The sequence below is a fragment of the Georgenia sunbinii genome (assembly GCF_036421875.1).
GTDB lineage: Bacteria > Actinomycetota > Actinomycetes > Actinomycetales > Actinomycetaceae > Georgenia_B > Georgenia_B sunbinii.
Genome location: NZ_JAZGOL010000002.1, coordinates 623771 through 648013 on the forward strand (window position 1 = coordinate 623771; position 24243 = coordinate 648013).

At 70.8% G+C, this 24243-nt stretch carries 21 protein-coding genes; 18 read left to right on the plus strand and 3 right to left on the minus strand.

The features are described 5' to 3' along the window. Positions 1–80 precede the first annotated feature (80 nt). On the minus strand, positions 81–1376 hold the full coding sequence (locus V2J52_RS07230; protein ID WP_331226994.1) for an isochorismate synthase: 1296 nt from the start codon (positions 1374–1376) through the stop codon (positions 81–83). A 62-nt stretch (positions 1377–1438) separates the two neighbouring features. Further along, positions 1439–2137: a demethylmenaquinone methyltransferase gene (locus V2J52_RS07235; protein WP_331226995.1), complete on the minus strand. Its 699-nt coding sequence runs from the start codon at positions 2135–2137 to the stop codon at positions 1439–1441. Positions 2138–2302: 165 nt separating this feature from the next. Here V2J52_RS07235 and V2J52_RS07240 point away from each other — a divergent pair, with 165 nt between their 5' ends. From V2J52_RS07240 to htpX, 18 genes are all read left to right on the plus strand, one after another. Then, on the plus strand, positions 2303–3595 hold the full coding sequence (locus V2J52_RS07240) for a geranylgeranyl reductase family protein (protein WP_331226996.1): 1293 nt from the start codon (positions 2303–2305) through the stop codon (positions 3593–3595). A gap of 103 nt (positions 3596–3698) precedes the next feature. Next, complete coding sequence (locus V2J52_RS07245; protein WP_331226997.1) at positions 3699–4061, plus strand: NADH-quinone oxidoreductase subunit A; 363 nt, start codon at positions 3699–3701, stop codon at positions 4059–4061. A 10-nt stretch (positions 4062–4071) separates the two neighbouring features. Next, positions 4072–4626: a NuoB/complex I 20 kDa subunit family protein gene (locus tag V2J52_RS07250; RefSeq protein ID WP_331226998.1), complete on the plus strand. Its 555-nt coding sequence runs from the start codon at positions 4072–4074 to the stop codon at positions 4624–4626. Then, the gene (locus tag V2J52_RS07255) at positions 4623–5429 is read left to right on the plus strand and encodes an NADH-quinone oxidoreductase subunit C (RefSeq protein WP_331226999.1); all 807 of its coding nucleotides are present in this window, start codon (positions 4623–4625) and stop codon (positions 5427–5429) included. The genes V2J52_RS07250 and V2J52_RS07255 overlap by 4 nt, the downstream gene beginning before the upstream one ends. Further along, a complete protein-coding gene (locus V2J52_RS07260) occupies positions 5429–6772 on the plus strand; it encodes an NADH-quinone oxidoreductase subunit D (protein ID WP_331227000.1) in 1344 nt (447 codons plus the stop codon). Before V2J52_RS07255 ends, V2J52_RS07260 begins: the two co-directional genes overlap by 1 nt. Next, positions 6772–7608: an NADH-quinone oxidoreductase subunit NuoE gene (gene nuoE, locus V2J52_RS07265; RefSeq protein WP_331227001.1), complete on the plus strand. Its 837-nt coding sequence runs from the start codon at positions 6772–6774 to the stop codon at positions 7606–7608. Before V2J52_RS07260 ends, nuoE begins: the two co-directional genes overlap by 1 nt. Beyond that, positions 7605–8918 (plus strand): NADH-quinone oxidoreductase subunit NuoF, encoded by a 1314-nt coding sequence (nuoF, locus tag V2J52_RS07270; protein WP_331227002.1) that lies wholly within the window; start codon positions 7605–7607, stop codon positions 8916–8918. Before nuoE ends, nuoF begins: the two co-directional genes overlap by 4 nt. Beyond that, a complete protein-coding gene (locus tag V2J52_RS07275; RefSeq protein WP_331227003.1) occupies positions 8915–11542 on the plus strand; it encodes an NADH-quinone oxidoreductase subunit G in 2628 nt (875 codons plus the stop codon). Before nuoF ends, V2J52_RS07275 begins: the two co-directional genes overlap by 4 nt. Then, positions 11542–12933, plus strand: coding sequence for an NADH-quinone oxidoreductase subunit NuoH (gene nuoH / locus V2J52_RS07280; RefSeq protein ID WP_331227004.1), 1392 nt, complete (start codon positions 11542–11544; stop codon positions 12931–12933). Before V2J52_RS07275 ends, nuoH begins: the two co-directional genes overlap by 1 nt. A gap of 91 nt (positions 12934–13024) precedes the next feature. Continuing rightward, positions 13025–13657, plus strand: a complete 633-nt coding sequence (gene nuoI / locus V2J52_RS07285) for an NADH-quinone oxidoreductase subunit NuoI (protein WP_331227135.1) — start codon at positions 13025–13027, stop codon at positions 13655–13657. Further along, positions 13654–14616: an NADH-quinone oxidoreductase subunit J gene (locus tag V2J52_RS07290; protein ID WP_331227005.1), complete on the plus strand. Its 963-nt coding sequence runs from the start codon at positions 13654–13656 to the stop codon at positions 14614–14616. Before nuoI ends, V2J52_RS07290 begins: the two co-directional genes overlap by 4 nt. Then, positions 14613–14912 carry an NADH-quinone oxidoreductase subunit NuoK gene (gene nuoK / locus V2J52_RS07295; protein WP_331227006.1) on the plus strand — a complete coding sequence of 100 codons (300 nt, stop codon included), beginning with the start codon at positions 14613–14615 and terminating at the stop codon, positions 14910–14912. The genes V2J52_RS07290 and nuoK overlap by 4 nt, the downstream gene beginning before the upstream one ends. Before the next feature lie 48 nt (positions 14913–14960). Beyond that, positions 14961–16895 (plus strand): NADH-quinone oxidoreductase subunit L, encoded by a 1935-nt coding sequence (gene nuoL, locus V2J52_RS07300; RefSeq protein WP_331227136.1) that lies wholly within the window; start codon positions 14961–14963, stop codon positions 16893–16895. A gap of 18 nt (positions 16896–16913) precedes the next feature. After that, positions 16914–18566: an NADH-quinone oxidoreductase subunit M gene (locus V2J52_RS07305; RefSeq protein WP_331227007.1), complete on the plus strand. Its 1653-nt coding sequence runs from the start codon at positions 16914–16916 to the stop codon at positions 18564–18566. Continuing rightward, positions 18563–20125: an NADH-quinone oxidoreductase subunit NuoN gene (gene nuoN / locus V2J52_RS07310; RefSeq protein WP_331227008.1), complete on the plus strand. Its 1563-nt coding sequence runs from the start codon at positions 18563–18565 to the stop codon at positions 20123–20125. Before V2J52_RS07305 ends, nuoN begins: the two co-directional genes overlap by 4 nt. Beyond that, positions 20122–21129, plus strand: a complete 1008-nt coding sequence (locus V2J52_RS07315; protein WP_331227009.1) for a polyprenyl synthetase family protein — start codon at positions 20122–20124, stop codon at positions 21127–21129. The genes nuoN and V2J52_RS07315 overlap by 4 nt, the downstream gene beginning before the upstream one ends. A gap of 240 nt (positions 21130–21369) precedes the next feature. Continuing rightward, positions 21370–22740 carry an FAD-dependent oxidoreductase gene (locus V2J52_RS07320; RefSeq protein ID WP_331227010.1) on the plus strand — a complete coding sequence of 457 codons (1371 nt, stop codon included), beginning with the start codon at positions 21370–21372 and terminating at the stop codon, positions 22738–22740. Between the two features lie 3 nt (positions 22741–22743). Then, positions 22744–23619, plus strand: coding sequence for a zinc metalloprotease HtpX (gene htpX / locus V2J52_RS07325; RefSeq protein ID WP_331227011.1), 876 nt, complete (start codon positions 22744–22746; stop codon positions 23617–23619). A gap of 18 nt (positions 23620–23637) precedes the next feature. Here the strand turns inward: htpX and V2J52_RS07330 are convergent, their stop codons facing one another. Then, complete coding sequence (locus V2J52_RS07330; protein ID WP_331227012.1) at positions 23638–24141, minus strand: YajQ family cyclic di-GMP-binding protein; 504 nt, start codon at positions 24139–24141, stop codon at positions 23638–23640. Positions 24142–24243: the final 102 nt, after the last annotated feature.

The following is a 24243-nucleotide window of genomic DNA, read 5'->3' on the forward strand; positions in this document are numbered from 1 at the left end:
GAAGATCTACCTAACCGGGTGGGGCGGGCCGCCGGGGTGAGCGGGCTCACCGGGGTGGGCGGGTCGCCGGGACGGCGGGGTCAGCGGGGGGCGAGGGCACTGCGCATGGGGCGGAGCTTGGCTTCGGACTCGGCGACCTCGGCTGCCGGGTCCGAGGCTGCGACGATGCCGCAGCCGGCGAACAGCCGGATGGTGCGCGGCCCGGTGATCTCCCCGGAGCGCAGCGCGATGCCCCACTCGCCGTCGCCGTCGGCGCCCATCCAGCCGACCGGGCCGGCGTACCGTGCCCGGTCCATCCGCTCGGCCTCGAAGAGGACGTCGACCGCCCGGGCGGTGGGCGTGCCACCAACGGCTGCGGTGGGGTGCAGCGCCGCGGCGAGAGCCAGCGAGGTGGGGCTCCCGGCCGTGGCCGGGTCGATGACCCCGGTGACGTCACTGGCGAGGTGCATGACGTTGGGCAGGTGCAGCACGAACGGCGCGTCGGGCACGTTGAAGCTCGAGCAGTACGGCTCGAGGGCCTCGGCCACCGAGCGGACGGCGAGCTCGTGCTCCCCGAGGTCCTTGGAGGAACGGGCCAGCTCGGCCGCGTGGTGAAGATCGGCGGCATCGTCACCGGTGCGCTGGATGGTCCCGGCGAGGACCCGGCAGGCGACGAGGCCCTGGTCGCGCCGCACGAGCAGCTCAGGGGTGGCCCCCACCAGCCGGTCGACGTTGAAGGTCCAGCAGGTGGGGTATTCCTCGGTGAGGTTGCGCAGCAGGTGCCGGACGTCGAGATCGTGCGCGGTGGTGGCGACGACGTCGCGCGCCATCACCACCTTCTCCACCTCGCCGGACCGGATGACGTCGATCACCTCGGCCACCGCCTCGCGCCACTGTGCTCGGCCGAGCGCGCCGTCGGTGAAGTCGACGTTGCCCGGCTGGGTCACCTCGGTGACGGCGCTACGGACGTCGTCGAGACCGGGGGAGGGGCCGAGCTCGGGCGGGGTGACGATGGTCAGCCAGGCACGTCCGTCGCGGCGTCCGACGATCACCCGCGGGACGACCAGCGTGCCGCCGGCCGCGGAGCGCCGGGAGAAGGCGAAGGAGCCGAAGGCGACCGGACCGGTGCCCGGCAGCCGCACGTCGTCGCGCACGACGAACCGTGCCGTGGTCCGACGCCACCACGCGTCGGCGTCGATCATCCGTGACGCGCCCGCGGTGTCGATCCGAGCGGCGACGCCCCAGCCGACGAGGCCGTCGCCGCGCCGCACCCAGCTCGTCGTCGTCGTCGGGTCGGCGTCCGGGAGGAGGTCGAGGAGGTCGCCGGGGTCGTCGATCGGCACGGTGCGCACCAGGAGCTGGTCGGCGCCGCGGTCATCGGCAGGTGCGGTGGACATCGGCGCCAGTCTAAGCGAGCAGGCGGCGCCGACCACGCGCTGTGCCGGCGGTCCGTCGTTGCTCAGGCACTGGGCCGGGTGGCGCGGTGCAGGGCGACGATGCCGCCCGAGAGGTTGCGGTAGCCCACCGACCGCCAGCCGGCCTCGGAGACCAGGCCGGCGAGGCCCAGCTGGTCGGGCCAGTCGGTGATCGACTCGGCGAGGTAGGAGTAGGCGTCGGTGTTCGACGAGACCAGGCGTGCCACCCGGGGCAGCACGTGACGCAGGTACCAGTTGTAGGTGCCCCGGAACGGCCCGAAGGTCGGGCGGGAGAACTCGCAGATGACCAGCCGGCCGCCGGGCCGGGTCACCCGCAGCATCTCGCGCAGCGCGAGCGAGGTGTCGGCGACGTTGCGCAGCCCGAACGAGATCGTCACGACGTCGAAGGTGGCGTCGGCGAACGGCAGCGCCATGGCGTCGCCCGCGACGAAGCTGAGGTCGGGGCGACGGCGCTTGCCGACCCCGACCATGCCGGTGGAGAAGTCGCACGGGACGACCTCGATCCCGGCGTCGGCGTGCTCCTCGCTGGAGGTGCCGGTGCCGGCGGCGAGGTCGAGCACCCGCATCCCTGGCTCGGCGGCCACCGCCCGACGGGTCGCCACCCGCCACGCCCGGTCCTGCCACAGGGAGAGGACGTCGTTCGTGACGTCGTAGCGGTGCGCCACGGCGTCGAACATCCCCGCCACCTCGCGCGGCTGCTTGTCCAGGTTCGCTCGACTCATATCCCTATCCTCCCAGCCCCGGCACGCGCCGCCGGTCACGAGCGCCACGGCGCCACCAGTTAGGGCACCCTTAGGGGAAGTTGTCCCACGACGTTTGTACACTCGCTGCGCGGTCTTGACCCGCTGAAGGTCCCCACCGCCATCACCTGCCAGAGGAGAGCCGACGTGCGCGCTGCCACCGATGACGCGGACGTCATCGTCGTCGGCGCAGGCCCGGCCGGCGCCGCGACGGCGCACTACCTCGCGCAGAACGGCCTCGACGTGCTCCTGCTGGAGAAGGCCACCTTCCCGCGGGACAAGGTCTGTGGTGACGGGCTCACCCCCCGCGCGGTCGCCGAGATGATCCGGATGGGCGTGCCCACCCCGGAGTCGGACGGCTGGATCCGCAACTGGGGGCTGCGCACCTACGGCGGCGGCCACCGCATCGAGATCCCGTGGCCCGAGCTGGCCGAGATGCCGTCCTACGGCCTGGCCCGCTCCCGGATGAACCTCGACGAGACGCTCGCGCGGCACGCCGTCGCCAGCGGGGCGCGACTCGTCGAGGGCACCGCGGTCACCGGCCCGATCCGTCACGAGCGGTCGGGGCGCATCCTCGGCGTCACCGCCCGAGAGGTCGACGCCGCGGGCAAGCGCACCGGCGTCGAGCGCTCCTACCGGGCCCGGATCGTCGTCGACGCCGGCGGCGTCTCCGCGCGTCTGGCCACGACGATGGGCATCGAGAAGAACGACAGCCGCCCCATGGGCGTCGCGATCCGTACCTACTTCACGACCCCCCGGCACGACGACCCGATGATGGAGTCGCACCTCGAGCTGTGGGACGGCGAGCCCGGCAAGTCGAACCTGCAGCCCGGCTACGGCTGGATCTTCGCGCTCGGTGACGGCACCGCGAACGTCGGCCTGGGCTCCCTCAGCTCCACCGCCAAGCCCACCAAGCTCGACTACAAGGGCCTGTTCGCGCAGTGGATGCGCAATGCCCCGCCGGAGTGGGAGTTCACCCCGGAGAACCAGATCGGCAAGCTGCGCAGCGCCGCGCTGCCGATGGCGTTCAACCGCAAGCCGCACTACACCCAGGGACTGCTGCTCGTCGGGGACTCCGGCGGCATGGTCTCGCCGTTCAACGGTGAGGGCATCGCCTACGCGATGCAGTCCGGCCGGATCGCGGCAGACGTCGTCTCCCAGGCGCTGGCGCGGACCACGCCGTTCAGCATGGAGAAGACGCTCGTCACCTACCCGAAGATCCTCAGCAGCGAGCTCGGCGGTTACTTCACGCTCGGCCAGGGCTTCGCCCGGATCATCGAGCGCCCGGAGATCATGCGGGCCTGCGTCAAGTACGGCCTGCCCCGCCCGGTCCTCATGCGCTTCGTCATGAAGCTGCTCTCCGACGGCTTCGACCATCGGGACGGGGACTGGATGGATAGGCTCATCAGTGCACTGAGCAAGGCGGTGCCGACGTCATGACGCGGCAGAGCGGACATCTCAGGCAGTGTGTCGCACCTGACACGCGGCAGTCGGCACGGTCGGTCCCGCCGGCGGGACCGTGTGAAGCAGTATGGGAGGCATCATGAGCAACCCCTTCGTCCCGATCCTCATCATGGCGGCGGTCGCTGCCCTGCTGGCGATCGGCGGCATCGCGGCGAGCGCGGTCATCGGACCCAAGCGGTACAACCGGGTGAAGGTCTCGAACTACGAGTGCGGCGTCGAGGCGACGCCTCGCGCGTCGGCGGCCGGTCGTTTCCCGATCAAGTACTACCTCGTGGCGATGACCTTCATCGTCTTCGACATCGAGATCATCTTCCTCGTGCCGTGGGCGATCGCGTTCGGAGAGCTCGCGATGTTCGGACTCATCGCCTCGCTCTCCTTCATCGCGATCATTCTCGTGCCGTTCGTCTACGAGTGGCGCCGCGGCGCCCTCGAGTGGGATTGAGGTGTAGACCATGGGTCTCGAAGAGAAGCTCCCCGCCGGGTTCATGCTGACGACGGTCGAGAAGGCCGTCGGGCTGGCGCGCAAGGGATCGATGTGGCCGGTGACGATGGGCCTGGCTTGCTGCGCCATCGAGATGATGGCGGCCGGCACGCCCCGGTTCGACATCTCGCGCTTCGGCATGGAGGTGTTCCGCGCCTCGCCGCGCCACGCCGACCTCATGATCGTCTCCGGACGGGTGAGCCAGAAGATGGCACCCGTCGTCCGGCAGATCTACGACCAGATGCCCGAGCCCAAGTGGGTCATCTCCATGGGTGTCTGCGCCTCGAGCGGCGGCATGTTCAACAACTACGCCATCGTCCAGGGCGTGGACCACATCGTGCCGGTGGACATCTACCTGCCGGGCTGCCCGCCGCGGCCGGAGATGCTCATCAACTCGATCATGGCGCTGCACGACCAGGTCAAGAACGCACCTCTCGGCGTCAACCGTGAGGCTGCTGCTCGCGCCGCCGAGGAGGCGGCCCTGGCCGCGACGCCGACCCACCAGATGAAGGGGCTGCTCGCGTGACCGACCGTGACGACGAGAAGCAGGCGGCCGCCGACGCCGCCACGCCCGGCGCTGCCGGCACCGGCGCGCAGGCGACCAGCGAGACGGCCCTCGAGGCCGGCTCGCAGAACCTCCCCGCCGGGCCGCTGGGCGGCCGCACGACCCTCGAGGTCGTCGACGTCCGCCGCGGCCAGTTCGGCGTGCACGGCACCGGCGACACCTCCGGCTTCGGTGGCCTGGTGACCACCGTGGCGACGCCCCCCGCGTCCGAGCGTCCCTACGGCAGCTGGTTCGACGAGGTCGTCGACGTCCTCTCCGAGCTGCTCGAGGCTGCCGGCACCACGCCGGCGGACGCCCTCGAGAAGGTCGTTGTCGACCGCGGCGAGCTGACCGTCCATGTCGCCCGCGAGCACCTGCGCGCCATCGCCACCTGGCTGCGGGACGACCAGGACCTGCGCTTCGAGCTGTGCCTCGGCGTCTCCGGCGTGCACTACCCCCACAGCACCGACCGTGAGCTGCACGCGGTCTACCACTTCCTCTCCCTCACCCACAACCGCCAGCTGCGGCTCGAGGTGTCAGTGGCCGACGGCGATCCGCACGTGCCGTCGATCGTCGACATCTACCCGGGCAACGACTGGCACGAGCGCGAGACCTGGGACCTCATGGGGATCGTGTTCGACGGGCATCCCTCCCTCGCGCGGATCGCGATGCCCGACGACTGGGTCGGCCACCCCCAGCGCAAGGACTACCCGCTCGGCGGGATCCCGGTGGAGTACAAGGGTGCCACCATCCCGCCGCCCGACACCCGGAGGTCGTACAGCTGATGTCCGCCAACCCGAACCTGCACGCCACCGGGCCCGCGCTCGACTCGCACACCGGGCCGGAGTTCACCGCCGAGGGCGGTGACTGGGCGTCCATCGCCGCCGAGGCGGAGCGCCTCGGCGAGGAGCGCATCATCGTCAACATGGGCCCCGTGCACCCCTCCACCCACGGCGTGCTGCGCCTCATCCTCGACATCGAGGGTGAGACGATCAACGAGCTGCGCGTCGGCACCGGCTACCTCCACACCGGTATCGAGAAGAACATGGAGTACCGCACCTGGACCCAGGGCGTGACGTTCTGCACCCGGATGGACTACGTCGCCCCGCTGTTCCAGGAGGCCGCCTACTGCCTCGCGGTGGAGAAGCTCCTCGGTATCACCGACGACATCCCCGAGCGCGCCTCGATCATCCGGGTGCTCGTCATGGAGCTCAACCGGATCGCGTCGCACATCGTGGCGATCGCCACCGCCGGTAACGAGCTCGGCGCGACGACCATGATGACCATCGGTTTCCGTGCTCGCGAGGAGATCCTGCGGATCCTCGAGCACATCACCGGGCTGCGGATGAACCACGCCTACATCCGGCCCGGCGGCGTCGTCCAGGACCTGCCCGCCGACACCGTCGCGATGATCCGCGAGCTGCTGCCCAAGGTCCGCCGCGACATCGGCGAGCTGCAGGACCTGACGATGGCCAACCCGATCTACAAGATGCGCCACGTCGACGTCGGCTACATCTCGCTGTCGGCAGCCATGGCGCTGGGACTCACCGGGCCCTCGGTCCGGGCGGCCGGCTACCCGCTGGACATCCGCAAGAGCAACCCCTACTGCGGCTACGAGACCTACGACTTCGAGGTCCCCACGACCGACGAGTCCGACGCCTTCAACCGCGTCGTCGTCCGTTGGGCGGAGTGCTACGAGTCGATGAAGATCGTCGACCAGGCGCTCGAGCGCCTCGAGCGCACCCCCGGCCCGGTGATGGTCGAGGACAAGAAGATCGCCTGGCCCGCGCAGCTGTCGATCGGCAGCGACGGCCAGGGCAACTCCCTCGACCACATCCGCGAGATCATGGGCACCTCGATGGAGGCGCTCATCCACCACTTCAAGCTGGTGACCGAGGGTTTCCGGGTGCCGGCCGGCCAGGTGTACCAGACCATCGAGCACCCCAAGGGCGTCATGGGCGTCCATCTCGTCTCCGACGGCGGGACGCGCCCCTACCGGGCGCACTTCCGTGACCCGTCGTTCTCCAACCTGCAGTCAACCTCGATGATCTGCGAGGGCGGGCAGCTGGCCGATGTCGTCGTGTCACTGGCGTCGCTGGACCCGGTGCTGGGAGGGGTGGACCGCTGATGAGCGTCATCGGATACGAGCCGCAGGTCGAGGAGCGCCTGCGCGGCGAGGCCGCGCAGATCATCTCCCGCTACCCGCAGGCACGCTCGGCGCTGCTGCCCATGCTGCACCTCGTGCAGTCCCAGGACGGCTACGTCAGTGCCTCGGGGATCGCGCTGTGCGCCGACGTCCTAGGCATCACCCGGGCCGAGGTGTCGGCGGTCGCGACCTTCTACACCCAGTACAAGCGCCACCCCAACGGTGAGTACACCGTGGGCGTGTGCACCAACGCGCTGTGCGCGGTCATGGGTGGCGACATCATCTTCGACCAGGTCTCCGAGCACCTCGGCGTCGGCCACGACGAGACCACCGACGACGGCAAGATCACCCTCGAGCGGGTCGAGTGCAACGCGGCGTGCGACTACGCGCCCGTCGTCGTCGTCAACTGGGAGTTCTTCGACAACCAGACCCCGGGCTCGACCATCGAGCTCGTCGACCAGATCCGGGCGGGCCGGCCGGTGGCTCCCACGCGTGGGGCCTCGAGCGTCGGCACGTTCAAGGAGATCGCTCACGTGCTCGCCGGGTTCGAGGACGGCCGGGCGGACGAGGGCGTGGCCGCCGGCCCCGCCACGCTCGTCGGCCTCGAGCTGGCCCGCGAGAAGGGGTGGCGGGCCCCGTCGGGCTCCGACCGGTCGCACGACGACGACGGCGCCGCGCCGCAGGCGGGCACCGAGGCCGTGGGCCACAAGCAGTCGAGCGCCGAGCGCAAGCCGGCGACACCGGACGACACCGACCCGGCGGGCAAGCGAGGCCCTGCCGGCGAGGGCGCCACCGCGGAGAAGGGCAAGGACGCATGAGCACGCAGCTGACGCCGGTCCTCTCGGACAACTGGGACGCCGACCGACCCTGGACGCTGGACAGCTACCGCGCGGGCGGCGGCTACCAGGCGCTGTCCCGGGCGCTGACCATGGCCCCGGCCGACATCATCGAGACCGTCAAGGCCTCCGGGCTGCGCGGCCGCGGTGGTGCCGGCTTCCCCACCGGGCTCAAGTGGTCGTTCCTGCCCGCTCCCGACGGCGGGCCGCGGTACCTCGTGGTCAACGCCGACGAGTCCGAGCCGGGAGCCTGCAAGGACATCCCGATGATGATGGCCAACCCGCACGTGCTCATCGAGGGCGTGGCCATCACCTCCTACGCCATCGGCGGCCACCACGCCTTCATCTACCTGCGCGGCGAGACGGTGCACGTCTACCGCCGCCTGCTGGCGGCGGTCCGCGACGCGCGCGAGGCCGGGCTCATCGGCACCGGCGTCGGTCCGGACGGGGACTTCGACCTCGAGATCACCGTCCACGCCGGCGCCGGCGCCTACATCTGCGGGGAGGAGACCGCGCTGCTGGACTCCCTCGAGGGCCTGCGTGGCCAGCCCCGCCTCAAGCCGCCGTTCCCCGCCGTCGCCGGGCTGTACGCCCGCCCGACCGTGGTGAACAACGTCGAGTCGATCGCCTCGGTCCCCGGGATCCTGCGCGACGGAGCGGACTGGTTCACCTCGATGGGGACCGAGAAGTCCGCTGGCCACGGCCTGTTCTCGCTGTCTGGGCACGTGACCCGACCGGGCCAGTACGAGGCGCCGCTCGGTGTGACGATGCGTGAGCTCATCGACATGGCCGGCGGGATGCGCGCCGGTCACCGGTTGAAGTTCTGGACCCCGGGTGGCTCCTCGAGCCCCATCCTCACCGAGGAGCACCTCGACGTGCCGCTCGACTACGACTCGGTGGGTGCCGCCGGCTCGATGCTCGGCACCCGCTCGCTCATGGTGTTCGACGAGACCGTCTCGGTCGTGCGGGTGGTCTCCCGGTGGACCGACTTCTACCAGCACGAGTCCTGCGGCAAGTGCACCCCCTGCCGCGAGGGCACGTACTGGATGAAGCAGGTCATGCACCGGCTCGAGGCCGGCAAGGGCATGCCCTCGGACATCGACCTGCTGCTCGACGTGTCCGCCAACATCGCCGGCCGGTCGTTCTGTGCGCTCGGTGACGCCTCGGCGGTCCCGGTCCAGAGCGGCATCAAGTATTTCCGTGCCGAGTTCGAGGCCGGCACCCATACCCCGGCCGCCGAGCTCTTCCCCTACGAGGCCTCCGCCCTGTTCTCCGAAGTAGGTGCCCGATGACGACGACCACGCCCGACACGAGCAAGGTTGCCGAGGACCTCCTCACCGTCAGCATCGACGGCCTCGAGGTGGACGTGCCCAAGGGCACCCTCGTCATCCGCGCCGCCGAGCGCGCCGGGATCAACATCCCGCGGTTCTGCGACCACCCGCTGCTCAAGCCGGCCGGCGCCTGCCGGCAGTGCCTCGTCGAGGTCTCCACCCCGGACCGCGAGGGCAACCTGCGGGCGATGCCCAAGCCGCAGACCTCCTGCACGCTCGAGGCGACGCCGGGGATGGTGGTGGGCACCCAGCACACCTCCGCCGTGGCGGACAAGGCCCAGCACGGGATGATCGAGTTCCTGCTCATCAACCACCCGCTGGACTGCCCGACCTGCGACAAGGGTGGCGAGTGCCCGCTGCAGAACCAGGCGATGAGCAACGGCAACGCCACCAGCCGCTTCGTCGACGTCAAGCGGACCTTCCCCAAGCCGCTGAAGATCTCGAGCGAGATCATGCTCGACCGCGACCGCTGCATCCTGTGCCAGCGCTGCACCCGCTTCTCCGACGAGATCGCCGGCGACGCGTTCATCGCGCTGCAGGGCCGCGGTGGCGGTAGCCCGGGCCGCGAGGTCCACGGCACCCACGGCTCGCAGGTCGGCACCTTCGACGCCGACGTCCTCGACTTCGCCTACGACGACGACGGTGCCCCGCTCGCGGTCGACGCGACCGTCAGCGGCCCGCTCGAGGGCGAGCCCGGCATCCGGGTGGGTCTGGCTGCCGGCCCGATGGGCGCGGCGGAGACCGACACCTCCGGGCGGCCGTTCTCCTCCTACTTCTCGGGCAACACCATCCAGATCTGCCCGGTCGGGGCGCTCACCTCGGCGACCTACCGGTTCCGGGCGCGGCCCTTCGACCTCGTCTCGACCGAGTCGGTCGCCGAGCACGACGCCGGTGGCTCCGCCATCCGCGTGGACCACCGCCGTGGCGTCGTGCTGCGCCGGCTGGCCGGTGACGACCCCGAGGTCAACGAGGAGTGGATCACCGACAAGGACCGCTTCGCGTTCACCTGGCAGAGCGGTAGCGACCGCCTCGAGCTGCCGCTCGTGCGCGACGAGGACACCGGCGAGCTCGTCGAGACCAGCTGGTCCGAGGCGCTCCACCTGGCGGCCCGGGGCCTGACCGCGGCGCGCGACGCCGGCGGCGTCGGCGTGCTGCCCGGCGGCCGGCTCACCGTCGAGGACAGCTATGCGTGGTCCCGGTTCGCCCGCACCGCGCTGGGCACCAACGACGTCGACCACCGCGCCCGGCCCTCCTCCGACGAGGAGGCGTCCTTCCTCGCCCGCCGGGTCGCCGGCCGTGGCATCGAGGTCAGCTACACCGACCTCGAGCACGCCCCGCACGTCCTGCTCGTGGCACTCGAGCCCGAGGACGAGTGCGGCACGATGTTCCTGCGGCTGCGCAAGGGCATGCTCGCCGGCCGGGTGAAGGTCACCACCGTCGCCCCGTTCGCGAGCCGTGGCACCACCAAGATGCGCGCCCAGCTGCTCACCGCCGCCCCCGGCGCGGAGCCGGGCGTCCTCGACTCGATCGTCGCGGACTCCGACGACGACGCCGCCGCCGCGGTCGCGACCGCGCTGGCACAGCCCGGCGCCGTCGTCCTCGTCGGCGAGCGGGCCGGGGCACTGCCTGGCCTGCTCGGCGCCGTCGAGCGGCTGGTCGACCGGACCTCGGCACGCCTCGCCTGGGTGCCGCGCCGCGCCGGTGAGCGCGGCGCCGTCGAGGCCGGGCTGCTGCCGGGCCTGCTGCCCGGCGCCCGGCCCGTTGGCGACGCCGAGGCACGCGTCGACCTCGCCGCGGTGTGGGGCGTCGACCGGCTGCCCGACGCCGCGGGACGCGACCTCACCGCCATCCTCGAGGCCGCCCGCGACGGCGACCTCGCCGGCCTGCTCGTCGGCGGCGTCGACCTGCGCGACCTTCCCGAGCCCGACCTCGCACGCGAGGCGCTCACCGCCGACACCTTCGTGGTCCAGCTCGAGGTCCGACGCAGCGAGGTCACCGAGCACGCCGACGTCGTGCTGCCGGTCGCCCCGCCCGTCGAGCGCGGCGGCACGTATCTCAACTGGGAGGGGCGCCCCCGGCCGTTCGGCCAGGTGCTCGTCTCGCACTTCCAGCCCGACCACGAGGTGCTCGACGCCCTCGCCGCGGAGATGGGCGTGACGCTGGACGCCGGCTCGCTCACCGCGATCCACGGCCAGCTCGACGAGCTCGCCGGCTGGCAGGGCGCCAGCGCAGCACCGGTGACCGTGCCGACGCCCACCGCGCCGCAGCCGACCGCCTCGCAGGCGGTGCTCGCCACCTGGAAGCCCCAGCTCGACGACGGCCGCGGCCAGCACGGCGAGCCGCACCTCGCGGGCACCGCGCACCGTCCGGTCGCACGACTCTCGGCCACCGGGGCGGCCCGGCTGGGCCTCGCCGACGGCGCGCCGCTCACCGTGCGCGGCCCGGCCGGTACCATCACCCTGCCGCTCGCGATCGCGACGATGCCCGATGGTGTCGTCTGGCTCCCGGAGAACTCTCCGGGATCGCACGTGCACGAGATGCTCGGCGTCAGCGCCGGTGTCGTCGTCGACCTGGAGGTTCCGTGATGCTGTCCGTGCCCATGCTGACCGGTACGCCGGCCGGGCCGAGCGCCGACTTCAGCAACGACACCTGGTGGATCTGGGTGATCAAGGCGGTCGCGATCGTCGTCATGCTGCTGGTCTTCGTGCTCATCGCCATCTGGGCGGAGCGCAAGATCCTCGCGCGCATGCAGACCCGGCCCGGACCCAACGTCCACGGCCCGATGGGGCTGCTGCAGTCGACCGCCGACGCGATCAAGCTGCTGCTCAAGGAGGACATCAACCTCAAGGGCGCCGACCGCTTCGTCTACCTGCTGGCGCCCTTCATCGCGGCGCTGTGCGCGTTCCTCATCTACGCGGTCATCCCGTTCGGCCCCGAGGTGACGATCTTCGGCGTCGAGACCCCGCTGCAGCTCGCGGACACCTCCGTAGCGGTGCTGTACATCCTCGGCATCACCGCGCTGGGCGTCTACGGCATCGTGCTCGGTGGCTGGTCCTCGAACTCGACCTTCCCGCTGCTCGGCGCGGTGCGCTCGTCGGCGCAGGTCATCTCCTACGAGCTGGCCATGGGCATCGCCCTGGTCACCGTGTTCCTCGTCTCCGGCTCCGCCTCGACCTCCCAGATCGTGGACTCCCAGGAACGGATGTGGTGGGCGATCGTGCTCGCCCCGGCCTTCCTCGTCTACCTGGTCTCGATGGTCGGTGAGGTCAACCGGCTGCCGTTCGACCTGCCCGAGGCCGAGGGCGAGCTCGTCGCCGGCCACATGGTCGAGTACTCCTCGATGAAGTTCGCCTGGTTCTTCCTCGCCGAGTACGTCAACATGCTCAACGTCTCCGCCGTCGCCGCCACGCTCTTCCTCGGCGGCTGGCGAGCACCCTGGGGCATCGAGCTCATCAACGACGGCATGTTCAACGAGGGCTGGTGGCCGCTGCTGTGGATGGTCGCCAAGATCTGGCTCGTCATGCTGTTCATGTTCTGGCTGCGGGCGACGCTGCTGCGGTTCCGCTACGACCAGTTCATGAACCTCGGCTGGAAGATCCTCATCCCGGTCGCGCTCGGCTGGCTCGTCGCCGTCGCCGTCGTCCAGGGCCTGCTGCAGTTCACCGACGTCGACCTGCGCTCCCTGCTGTTCGTGCTCGCCGGGGTGTTCGTCGTCGTCCTGCTCGCCACGCTGTTCCTGCCGGAGAAGAAGCAGCCGGCCGAGGAGGAGGACGACGCGACCGCAGCGCCTCGCGGGGAGGGCGGCGAGCTCGTCATCGAGCCCGAGCACTTCGACGCCCTGGCGGGCGGCTTCCCGGTCCCGCCACTACCCGGCCAGCAGCTGCCGCCGTCGCCGCGCAAGCGGCTGCGGGAGACCCAGGCCGCAACCGGCACCCAGACCATTTCGGCACCGTCACAGGAGGCCACCGATGACTAAGCGTCAGGACCACGAGCCCGGCAAGGAGCGGCTGCGCAAGCAGCTGGCGAAGCCGGACCAGGGCCGGGCCGCGGTCGGCAAGCCGCTGCCGATGGCCTACGAGCCGGACAAGAAGGGACCGATCGGCGAGCTGCTCGCCCCGATCGCCGGTTTCGGCGTCACGCTGTCCTCGTTCTTCCGCCCGGACGTCACCGAGCAGTACCCGTTCGAGAAGGTGCCGACCGAGCCGCGCTACCACGGCCGCCACCAGCTCAACCGGTACGCCGACGGCCTGGAGAAGTGCATCGGCTGCGAGCTGTGCGCGTGGGCCTGCCCCGCGGACGCCATCTACGTCGAGGGCGGCGACAACTCGGCCGACGAGCGGTACGCCCCCGGCGAGCGGTACGGCCGCGTCTACCAGATCAACTACCTGCGGTGCATCTTCTGCGCGCTGTGCATCGAGGCGTGCCCCACCCGGGCGTTGACGATGACCAACGAGTACGAGCTCACCGGCCCCACCCGCGAGGGGCAGATCTACGAGAAGCAGGACCTCCTCGCACCGATGGCCGACGGCATGCTCGCCGCCCCTCACCCGATGGTCGAGGGCACCACCGACGTCGAGTACTACCGCGGCGAGGTCACCGGACCCACCGACGCGCAGGTCGACTGGGTGCGCGAGAACCGTCCGGACGAGCCGACGTTGGCAACCGTGCGGACCGTGGCCGCCAAGGGGGCAGGGGCATGATGCTGCCGATGACCCTCGCCGAGACCGGTGTCACCAGCACCGGCGAGGCGGTGTTCTTCTGGATCGCCGGGCCGCTGGCGGTGCTCGCCGCGCTCAGCCTGCTGTTCGCCCGCAAGGCGGTCTACGCCGCCATGGGCGTGGTGTTCGTGATGATCGCGCTGGCCGGGTTCTACATCGCGCAGGAGGCACTGTTCCTCGGCGTCGCGCAGATCATCGTCTACACCGGCGCGATCATGATGCTGTTCCTCTTCGTGCTCATGCTCGTGGGCGTGGACGCCGCCGACTCGGTCGTCGAGACCCTCAAGGGGCAGCGGTGGATCGCCGTGCTCTTCGGCCTCGCGCTCGTCGTTGCGCTGGCCGGCATCATCCGCAGCGCCACCATGCCCGCCCCGCAGGGGCTGGCGGGCGCGAACGCCGACAGCAACCCGGTGGGCGTGGCCCGACTGCTGTTCTCCGACTACGTCTTCACGATGGAAGTCACCGCGATCATGCTCGTCACGGCCGCGGTCGGCGCCGTCGTCCTCACCCGTGGCGAGCGGCTGCACGCCAAGCTCAGCCAGCGCGACGTCGTCGAGGCCAAGATGGCCGGCTTCGCCGCCGGTGGCCGCGTGCGCGGCCTGCCCGCCCCCGGTGTCTACGCGCGCCACAACGCCGCCGACGTCCCGGCGCTGGGTGCCGACGGCAAGGCGATCGACGAGTCCGTGCCCCGCGTGCTGCGCATCCGTGGCCAGCAGCGGTCGATCGAGTCGGTCAGCCCCGAGCTCGTCGCGGCGCTCAGCGCCCCTGAGACCCGCCACCCCGGCGACCTCGGCGCGCGTACAGTGCAGCAGTCCGGCGAGCCCGGCATGCCCGGCACCGAGCCCGCGCCCGGCGGGCAGCGGTCCGTCACCGGCGAGAAGCCGACGAGCACGAGCACCGAGGACACCCCGGACGCCCCGCGCGAGGAGCCGCAGTCGTGAGCCTGACCAACTACATCGTGCTGTCGGGGATCCTGTTCTCCATCGGCGCCGTCGCGGTCCTGCTGCGACGCAACAGCATCATCGCCCTCATGGGCGTCGAGCTCATGCTCAACGCCGCCAACCTCACCTTCATCACCTTCGCGCGCTGGCACGGCAACCTCCACGGTGAGGTCTTCGCGTTCTTCGTCATGGTGGTGGCGGCCGCTGAGGTCGTCGTCGGGCTGGCGATCGTCATTTCCATCTTCCGAACCCGCAGGTCGGCGTCTATCGACGACGTCAACCTGCTCAAGAACTGACGGGGGGTCCGCGTGCTCGCCTCTGTGCTGGGAACGCCGGCGCTGACCGTGCCCACCGCGGTAGCCGACGCCACCGCTGCTAGCGGTGCGGCCGGCTACGCCTGGTTGCTCGTCGCCATTCCACTGCTCGGTGCCGGCATCCTGCTGGTCGCCGGCCGTCGCTCGAACGCCTGGGGCCACTGGCTCGGCGTGCTCGCCTCGGTCGGCGCCTTCGCCGTCGCGGTCGCGGTGCTGATCGAGATGGTCGGGCGCGAGGCCGGGGACCGGGTGATGGACATCCACCTCTACTCCTGGCTGCCCGCCGGTGAGCTCTCGGTGGACGCCGGGCTGCGGGTGGACCCGTTGTCGATGTCGTTCGTGCTGCTGGTGACCTTCGTCGGTTCCCTCATCCACATCTACTCCGTGGCCTACATGGACAAGGACGTCGACCGGCGCAGGTTCTTCGCCTACCTCAACCTGTTCATCGCCGCGATGCTGCTGCTCGTGCTCGCCGACTCCTACCTCCTGCTGTTCGTCGGCTGGGAAGGTGTGGGACTGGCGTCCTACCTGCTCATCGGCTTCTGGAACCACGTGCCGCAGTACGCGACCGCCGCCAAGAAGGCGTTCGTGATGAACCGCGTCGGTGACGTCGGCCTGCTCCTCGCGATGATGGCGATGTTCGCGGCGTTCGGCGCCGTCGACTTCGACACCGTGTTCGCCGGGGCGGGGGGCGCCAGCACCGGTGTGCTCACCGCGATCGGGCTGTTCCTGCTGCTCGCGGCCTGCGGAAAGTCCGCGCAGTTCCCGCTGCAGGCCTGGCTCGGTGACGCGATGGCCGGCCCCACGCCGGTCTCCGCGCTCATCCACGCGGCCACCATGGTCACCGCCGGGGTCTACCTCATCGTGCGGTCCGGCCCGCTCTTCGACCTCGCGCCCGCCGCGCAGCTCGTCGTCGCCATCGTCGGTGCGGTGACGCTGATCTTCGGTGCCGTCGTCGGGATGGCCAAGGACGACATCAAGAAGGTGCTCGCCGCCTCGACGATGTCCCAGATCGGCTACATGATGCTCGCCGCCGGGCTCGGCCCGGTCGGGTACGCGTTCGCGATCTTCCACCTCATCACCCACGGCTTCTTCAAGGCCGGGATGTTCCTCGGCGCCGGGTCGGTCATGCACGGCATGGACGACCAGGTCGACATGCGCCGCTTCGGCGGGCTGTCGAAGTACATGAAGATCACCTGGGTCACGTTCGCCGCCGGCTGGCTGGCGATCCTCGGGATCCCGCCGTTCTCCGGCTTCTGGAGCAAGGACAAGATCATCGAGGCAGCGTTCGTCGGAGACGGCTGGCAGCCCTGGGTGTTCGGCTCGGTGGCGCTCATCGGCGCCGGGCTCACCTCCTTCTACATGTCGCGGCTGTTCTTCATGACCTTCCACGGCAAGAAGCGCTGGGCGCCCACCTCTGAGGGCAAGGCGCAGACGCCGCACGAGTCGCCGGCGCTGATGACGATCCCGATGATCATCCTCGCGGTCGGGTCGGTGGCACTCGGTGGCCTGATGGCCCTCGGCGGTGGCTTCGCCGCCTGGCTCGAGCCGGTCACCGGCCACGTCGAGCACCACGAGCCGGTCATCGCCATCCCGGTGATCATGGGCCTGACCATCGCGCTCGTGCTCATCGGCGCGGTCCTCGCCTGGCGCCAGTACGGCGCCGCCGCGGTGCCGGTCACCGCGCCGCGGGGCTCGGTCCTCACCCGGGCGGCTCGCGCCGACCTCCACCAGGACGCCGTCAACGAAGGAGTGTTCATGCGGCCGGGGCAGTACCTCACCCGGGCACTGGTCTACAGCGACTCCGCCGTCGTCGACGGCGCGGTCATGGGCCTGGCCCGGGGGACGTCCGGATCGGGGAGCTGGCTGCGACGGTTGCAGACCGGGTACATCCGTTCCTACGCCGCCGTCATGCTCGTCGGTGTTGTAGTTGCCCTTGTCGTCGTCCTCGCCTCGCGCGCGTAAGAGGAAGAGGTAGCGAACATGAATGCTCTGAGCAACCTGCCCTGGCTGACGATCCTCATCGTCGTGCCCCTCGTGGCAGCAGCCGTCATCTGGCTGGTGCCGCCGCTGCACCGCATCGCGCGGCCGCTCGGCCTGGCGGTGTCCCTCATCGTCCTCGTCGGGTTCGTCGTCATGGCGTCCGGCTTCGACATGGGCGCGGCCGGCGAGCAGCAGCTCGTCGAGCAGGCCGCATGGATCCCGCAGCTGGGAGTCTCCTACGCGCTCGGCGTCAACGGGCTCGGCCTGGCGATGGTGGGCCTGGCGGTCTTCCTCGTCCCGCTGGCCCTGCTGGCCGGCTGGCGCGAGCAGCTCGTCGTGCCCGACGGCGCCGACATCGCGCGCCGGCAGATGGGCTTCGTCGCCCTCGTGCTGGTGCTGGAGGCACTCATGGTGGCGGTCTTCGCCGCCCGTGACGTGTTCTTGTTCTACGTGGTGTTCGAGGCGATGCTCGTCCCGGTGTACTTCCTCATCGGGAACTACGGCGGGCCCAAGCGTCGTCACGCCGCGGTGAAGTTCCTCATCTACTCGCTGGCGTCGGGCCTGATCATGCTCGTCGGCGTCATCGCCGTCGGCATCTTCGGCCCCGGCGGCTCCGAGGGCTACCTCATCGACACGCTCGCCGGCGCCGACTTCGGGGTGTGGGCCGAGCGCTGGATCTTCATCTCGTTCTTCATCGCGTTCGCGGTGAAGGCGCCGATGTGGCCGGTGCACACCTGGCTGCCCGACGCCGCCCAGCAGGGCTCACCGGGCACCTCCACCCTGCTGGTCAGCGTGCTGGACAAGGTGGGCACCTTCGGCATGATCGCGCTGTGCCTGCCGCTGTTCCCGGCGGCCTCGCAGTGGGCCGCGCCGGTGATCATCGTGCTCGCCGTCATCTCGATCCTCTACGGTGCCCTGCTCGCCCTCGGGCAGCGCGACATCATGCGGCTCATCGCCTTCACCTCGGTCTCCCACTTCGGCTTCATCGTGCTGGGGATCTTCGTCCGCGAGGAGCTCGCGCTCACCGGCGCGATGCTCTACATGGTCGCGCACGGCGTCTCGACCGCCGCGCTGTTCCTCATCACCGGGTTCCTCACCCAGCGCGGCGGGAGCCAGGAGATCCCGGCCTACGGCGGGATGCAGCGGGTCACCCCGGTGCTCGCCGGCACCTGGCTCGTCGCCGGGCTGGCGACCATCGCGCTGCCCGGCCTCTCCGGCTTCCTGCCGGAGTACCTCGTGCTGCTGGGCACCTTCCGGGTGAACATCGTCGCCGCGTCCTTCGCGGTGATCGCGGTGATCATCGCCGCCATCTACATCTTGCTGCCGTACCAGCGGATGTTCACCGGCGCCCCCAACCCCGCCCTCGCGAAGCTGCCGGACCTCGACGCCCGCGAGAGGTGGGTCGTGGCGCCGCTCGTCGTCGCGATGCTCGCGCTGGGCCTCGTCCCGGGCCCGGTGCTCGACGTCGTGCGCCCGGTCGCCGAGCAGGCGGCCATCGAGCAACCGAGCTCCCTGGGCTCGGCCGCCTCCGATGACAGCAACGACGCCGGCACGCAGGGCGGTGCCGACTCCGGCACCGGCACCGCGTCCGGACCCGCCGATTGGAGCAACGTGACGGCAGCGACCGTGCTGGCAGAGGGGAGCGCGAAGTGACCTTCACGCCACCGATCATCGACTGGGGGGCACTGACCCCCGTCCTCATCGTGCTCGGCGCCGGGCTGCTCGGCGTTCTCGTCGCCGCCTTCGTGCCTCGCCCGGCCCGCCGACCCACCCAGGTGGTGCTGGCGTTGCTCGCCGTCGCCGCCTCGCTCGTCGCCATCGTGTGGCGGTGGACGGTGCTCGAGGCCAACGGCCCCAGCGTGCTCGTCGGCGGCGCCCTCATCGAGGACGGCCCAGCGCTGCTCGCGCAGGGCCTGATCGCGCTCGTCTCGCTCATCGGCCTGCTCGTCATCGCCGACCGCTCCGAGTGGGGCGAGGACGCCTTCGCCTCCCAGGTGGCCAACCGCCCCGGCAGCCCCGAGGAGGCCGAGTCGGACCGCGCCGGCCAGTCGCAGACCGAGGTGTTCCCGCTCGTGCTGTTCGCGATCGGCGGCATGCTGCTGTTCCCGGCGTCCGGCGATCTCCTCATGATGTTCATCGCCCTCGAGGTGCTGTCGCTGCCGCTGTACCTGCTTTCCGGCATGGCACGCCGTCGTCGGCTGCTGTCGCAGGAGGCCGCGCTGAAGTACTTCGTGCTCGGCGCGTTCTCCTCGGCGTTCTTCCTCATGGGTGCCGCGCTGCTCTACGGCTTCTCGGGCAGCGTCCGGCTCTCCGAGCTCGCCACCGCGGTGCCCGCCACCGTGGGCATGGACGGGTTGCTGCTCGCCGGCAGCGTGCTGGTGATCATCGGCCTGCTGTTCAAGGTCGGCGCCGTGCCGTTCCACATGTGGACCCCCGACGTCTACCAGGGCGCGCCGACCCCGATCACCGGGTTCATGGCGGCCGCCACCAAGATCGCCGCTTTCGGCGCGCTGCTGCGCTTCGTCTACGTCGTGACGCCGGGCCTCGAGTGGGACCTGGAGCCGCTGCTGTGGGGGATCGCGCTGGTGACCATGATCGTCGGCACCGCGATCGCCATCGTGCAGACCGACATGAAGCGGATGCTCGCGTACTCCTCGATCGCGCACGCGGGTTTCGTCCTCGTCGGCGTCATCTCCTTCGAGCAGGACGGCATCTCCTCGGTGCTCTTCTACCTGCTCGCCTACGGCCTGGCGACCGTCGGTGCCTTCGCGATCGTGTCCGTCGTGCGGGAGCGAGCCGCGGACGGCACCGTGACCGCCGAGGCCTCGCACCTGTCGCAGTGGGCGGGCCTCGGTCGGCGCAGCCCCGCGCTGGCACTGGCGATGACGGTCTTCCTGCTGTCCTTCGCCGGGATCCCGCTCACCGCGGGCTTCGTCGGGAAGTTTGCGGTGTTCGCCGCCGCGGTCCAGGGCGGCGCCGTCGTGCTCGTCGTGCTCGCCGTGCTGGCCAGCGCGGCGGCGGCGTTCGTCTACATCCGGATCATCGTGCTCATGTTCTTCACCGAGCCGGACGGGGAGTCGACCACCGTGGTCCGCACCGAGGGCCTGACGACGATCGCGGTGGCGCTCTGCGCTGCCGGCACCGTGCTGCTGGGGGTGCTGCCCGGGCCGGTGCTCGACCTCGTCGCCCAGGCGGCCGTCTTCCTGCCATGACCTCCACCATGCTGCCGCTGGGCAACGACGGGCTCGTCGAACGGCTGACCCCTGCGATGGCTGAGGTCGAGGACCGGCTGATGGTCGCCGTCGCAGGCGCCGACGAGCTCGTCGACGGCCCGTCCCGGCACCTCGCCGCCGCTGGCGGCAAGCGGCTCCGCCCGGCGCTGACGTTGCTGGCGGCCGAGCTCGGCGACCCGGCGGGCCGTGAGGACGTGCTGCGCGCGGCGGTGGCCGTCGAGCTCACCCACCTGGCGACGCTCTACCACGACGACGTCATGGATTCCGCGCCGCTGCGCCGCGGAGCTCCCAGCGCCCACGCGGTGTGGGACAACTCTGTCGCCATCCTCACCGGTGACCTGCTGTTCGCCCGGGCCTCGCGCCTGGTCGCCTCGCTCGGCGCGGACGCGGTCCGGGTGCACGCGGAGACCTTCGAGCGGCTCTGCCTCGGCCAGCTCCACGAGACGCTGGGGCCGCGTGACGGTGAGGACGCCATCGAGCACTACCTCCAGGTGCTCGCGGACAAGACCGGGTCCCTCATCGCGACCTCGGCGCTCTACGGCGCGCGGTTCAGCGGTGCCCCCGAGTCGGTGGGGGAGGTGCTCCAGCGCTACGGCGAGAAGGTCGGCGTCGCCTTCCAGCTCGCCGACGACGTCATCGACCTCTCCTCCGACGCCGAGACCACTGGCAAGACCCCCGGCACCGACCTGCGCGAGGGCGTGGCGACCATGCCGGTGCTGCTGCTGCGCCGCCGGGCCGCCGAGGGCCGGCTGGACGACGCCGGCGCCGCGGTGCTCGACCAGCTGGCCGCGGACCTGGGCCCGGACGACGCGCTGCGGCGGGTGGTCGAGCTGTTGAGCGGTCACGACGTCGTCGAGGAGGCCCGCGAGCTCGCCAACGCCTGGGCTCGCGACGCCGTCGCCGAGCTGGACGCGCTGCCCGACGGCGAGGTGAAGGAGGCGCTGCGCGCCTTCGCCACCATCATGGTCGACCGCCTCGCCTAACCCCTCGTCCCCGACAGCACACTTCTCGCCGACAGCAGACTGGTCAGCGAGAGCAGGATTGTCGCCGACAGCAGACTTCTCGCCGAGAGCGGGATTGTCGCCGACAGCAGACTTCTCGCCGAGAGCGGGATTGTCGACGGCGCCGGCAGGGTGGCGCGGGCCACAGCCGAGGTGCGCACCGGGCACAGCAACTAGACTGGTTCGCGGACATCCCACCCGCACCTGACCAGACGAGGCTTTGTGACCAGCTCCTCCCCGCTGCGCGTCGCGATCATCGGCGCCGGCCCCGCCGGCATCTACGCCGCCGACATCCTGTCGAAGACCGACCTCGACGTGTCGATCGACCTCATCGAGCGTCTCCCGGTGCCGTTCGGCCTGGTGCGCTACGGCGTCGCCCCGGACCACCCGCGGATCAAGCAGATCATCGTCGCGCTGCAGAAGATCCTCGCGCGCGGTGACATCCGCTTCGTCGGCAACGTCGACGTCGGTACCGACGTGACCATCGAGGAGATGCGCGAGCACTACGACGCCGTCGTCATCTCCACCGGCGCGGACACCGACGCGCCGCTGCCGATCCCGGGCATCGACCTGCCCGGCAGCTACGGCGCGGCCGACTTCGTCTCGTGGTACGACGGCCACCCCGATGTACCGCGGAGCTGGCCGCTGGAGGCCAGCAGCGTCGCGGTGCTCGGCGTCGGCAACGTCGCCCTGGACGTCGCGCGCATCCTGGCCAAGCACGTCGAGGACCTGCTGCCCACCGACGTCCCCGCCAACGTCGTCGAAGGCCTGCGGCAGAGCCCGGTGACCGACGTCCACATCTTCGGCCGGCGTGGCCCCGCGCAGGTGAAGTTCACCCCGCTGGAGCTGCGTGAGCTCGGCAAGGTGCCCGACGTCGACGTCGTCGTCTACCCGGAGGACTTCGAGTTCGACGAGGGCTCGATGGCGGCCATCCGGTCGACCAACCAGACCAAGCAGGTCGTCAAGACCCTCACCGACTGGACGCTGCGCGATCCCGAGGAGCTGACCGCCTCCCGCCGCATCCACCTGCACTTCCTCCACCGGCCGGTGGAGATCGTCGGGGACGACGCCGTCACGGCCATCCGTACCGAGCGCACCGAGCTCGTCGGCGACGGCACGGCACGGGGGACCGGGGAGATCGTGGAGACGCCGGTGCAGGCCGTCTACCGCGCCGTCGGCTACTTCAGCTCGCCGATCCCCGGCGTGCCGTTCGACGCCGTCGGCGGGGTCGTGCCCAACGACGAGGGCCGGGTGCTGGACGAGGACGGCGAGCGGATCCCCGGGCTGTACGCGACCGGCTGGATCAAGCGCGGGCCCGTCGGCCTCATCGGCTCGACCAAGTCCGACGCCCAGCAGACCATCGGCCACCTCGTGACAGACGTCGCCGAAGGCCTCGTCGCCGGCCGGGTGCCTGGGTCCCCGGACGGGCTGCTCGCCGCGCTCGAGGAGCGCCACTCGCGGCTGACGTCCTGGTCCGGCTGGGAACTGCTGGACGCCTACGAGCGTTCACTGGGTGAGGCCGAGGGACGCGAGCGCGTCAAGGTCGTCCCCCGCGAGGAGATGACCTCGGTGAGTCGAGGCGAGGAGCAGTAACCGGTGGGCGCTGGTAGACGACACTTCAACGGGGTGAAGACGGCGGCACTCTTCGGGGTGCTGTGGGTCGTCCTGCTCGGTATCGGCGCCCTCATCGCCAACAGCACCGGCTCCGGTGGGTTCATCTGGGTGTTCGCCCTCATCGGGCTCGCCACGACCGCTTACAGCTACTGGAACTCGGACAAGATCGCGATCCGTGCGATGGGCGCCCGGCCGGTGTCCGAGGCGGAGGCCCCGGCGATGTACCGGATCGTCCGCGAGCTGTCGACGACGGCGCACCAGCCGATGCCGCGCCTGTACATCTCCCCGACGGCGCAGCCGAACGCCTTCGCCACCGGCCGCAACCCGCGCAACGCCGCGGTGTGCTGCACCGCCGGCATCCTGCAGATCCTCGACGAGCGTGAGCTGCGCGGGGTCCTGGGTCACGAGCTCATGCACGTGTACAACCGCGACATCCTCACGTCGTCGGTGGCCGCGGCGGTCGCCGGCCTCATCACATCGGTGGCGCAGTTCCTGCTGTTCTTCGGCGGCGGCCGAGGCCGTCAGGGCAACCCGCTGGCGATGATCGCGGTCGCGCTGCTGGCGCCGATCGCGGCCTCGCTCATCCAGGTGGCGATCTCCCGGACCCGGGAGTACGACGCCGACGAGGACGGCGCGCTGCTCACCGGCGACCCGATGGCGCTGGCCTCGGCACTGGCGAAGCTCGAGCGCGGCACCGTCGCGGCGCCGCTCGCCCCGGAGCCGAAGCTCGAGGGCGTCTCGCACATGATGATCGCCAACCCGTTCCGCGGCTCGAAGGTGGCACGGATGTTCGCCACCCACCCGCCGATGGCCGACCGCATCGCCCGCCTCGAGACGATGGCTGGCTACCGCCGCTGAGCGGCCGGCCCCGCAGCCTCAGCGGTAGTTGATGAACTGCAGGGCGGCGTCGATGTCCTCGGCGCCCTTGAGCAGCGCGATGATCTCCTGGAGGTCGTCGCGCTTCTTGGAGGACACGCGCACCTCGTCCCCGGTGATCTGGGTCTTGACGCCCTTGGGGCCTTCGTCGCGGATGAGCTTGGTGATCTTCTTCGCGTTCTCCGAGCTCAGGCCCTCCTTGAGGGTCCCCACGAGCCGGTACTCCTTGCCCGAGGCCTGCGGCTCGTTCTCGCCGGTGTCCAGCGCCTTGAGGGACACACCCCGGCGGATGAGCTTGGTCTGCAGCACGTCGAGGATCGCCAGTACCCGCTCGTCGGAGTTGGCCGTCATGACGATGGCGTCCTCGCCGCTCCACTCGATCGACCCGCCGACCCCCTTGAAGTCGTAGCGCTGGGCGATCTCCTTGGAGGCCTGGTTGAGGGCGTTGTCGACTTCCTGCCGGTCGATCTTGCTCACGACGTCGAAGGACGAGTCGGCTGCCATGGGTGCTCCTAGGGTCGGGGTGCGGGGCCGGTCGGCCGGTGTGAGAATGCCGACAGTGCCCGGTTAGGTCCACTCGCGTCTGGTTGGTATTCTTCCATCCGC

Coding starts and splice junctions, on each gene's coding strand:
- V2J52_RS07230 (WP_331226994.1), bottom strand. CDS start 1,376: ATGTCCACCGCACCTGCCGATGACCGCGGCGCCGACCAGCTCCTGGTG.
- V2J52_RS07235 (WP_331226995.1), bottom strand. CDS start 2,137: ATGAGTCGAGCGAACCTGGACAAGCAGCCGCGCGAGGTGGCGGGGATG.
- V2J52_RS07245 (WP_331226997.1), top strand. CDS start 3,699: ATGAGCAACCCCTTCGTCCCGATCCTCATCATGGCGGCGGTCGCTGCC.
- V2J52_RS07250 (WP_331226998.1), top strand. CDS start 4,072: ATGGGTCTCGAAGAGAAGCTCCCCGCCGGGTTCATGCTGACGACGGTC.
- V2J52_RS07260 (WP_331227000.1), top strand. CDS start 5,429: ATGTCCGCCAACCCGAACCTGCACGCCACCGGGCCCGCGCTCGACTCG.
- nuoE (WP_331227001.1), top strand. CDS start 6,772: ATGAGCGTCATCGGATACGAGCCGCAGGTCGAGGAGCGCCTGCGCGGC.
- nuoF (WP_331227002.1), top strand. CDS start 7,605: ATGAGCACGCAGCTGACGCCGGTCCTCTCGGACAACTGGGACGCCGAC.
- V2J52_RS07275 (WP_331227003.1), top strand. CDS start 8,915: ATGACGACGACCACGCCCGACACGAGCAAGGTTGCCGAGGACCTCCTC.
- nuoH (WP_331227004.1), top strand. CDS start 11,542: ATGCTGTCCGTGCCCATGCTGACCGGTACGCCGGCCGGGCCGAGCGCC.
- nuoI (WP_331227135.1), top strand. CDS start 13,025: ATGGCCTACGAGCCGGACAAGAAGGGACCGATCGGCGAGCTGCTCGCC.
- V2J52_RS07290 (WP_331227005.1), top strand. CDS start 13,654: ATGATGCTGCCGATGACCCTCGCCGAGACCGGTGTCACCAGCACCGGC.
- V2J52_RS07305 (WP_331227007.1), top strand. CDS start 16,914: ATGAATGCTCTGAGCAACCTGCCCTGGCTGACGATCCTCATCGTCGTG.
- V2J52_RS07315 (WP_331227009.1), top strand. CDS start 20,122: ATGACCTCCACCATGCTGCCGCTGGGCAACGACGGGCTCGTCGAACGG.
- V2J52_RS07330 (WP_331227012.1), bottom strand. CDS start 24,141: ATGGCAGCCGACTCGTCCTTCGACGTCGTGAGCAAGATCGACCGGCAG.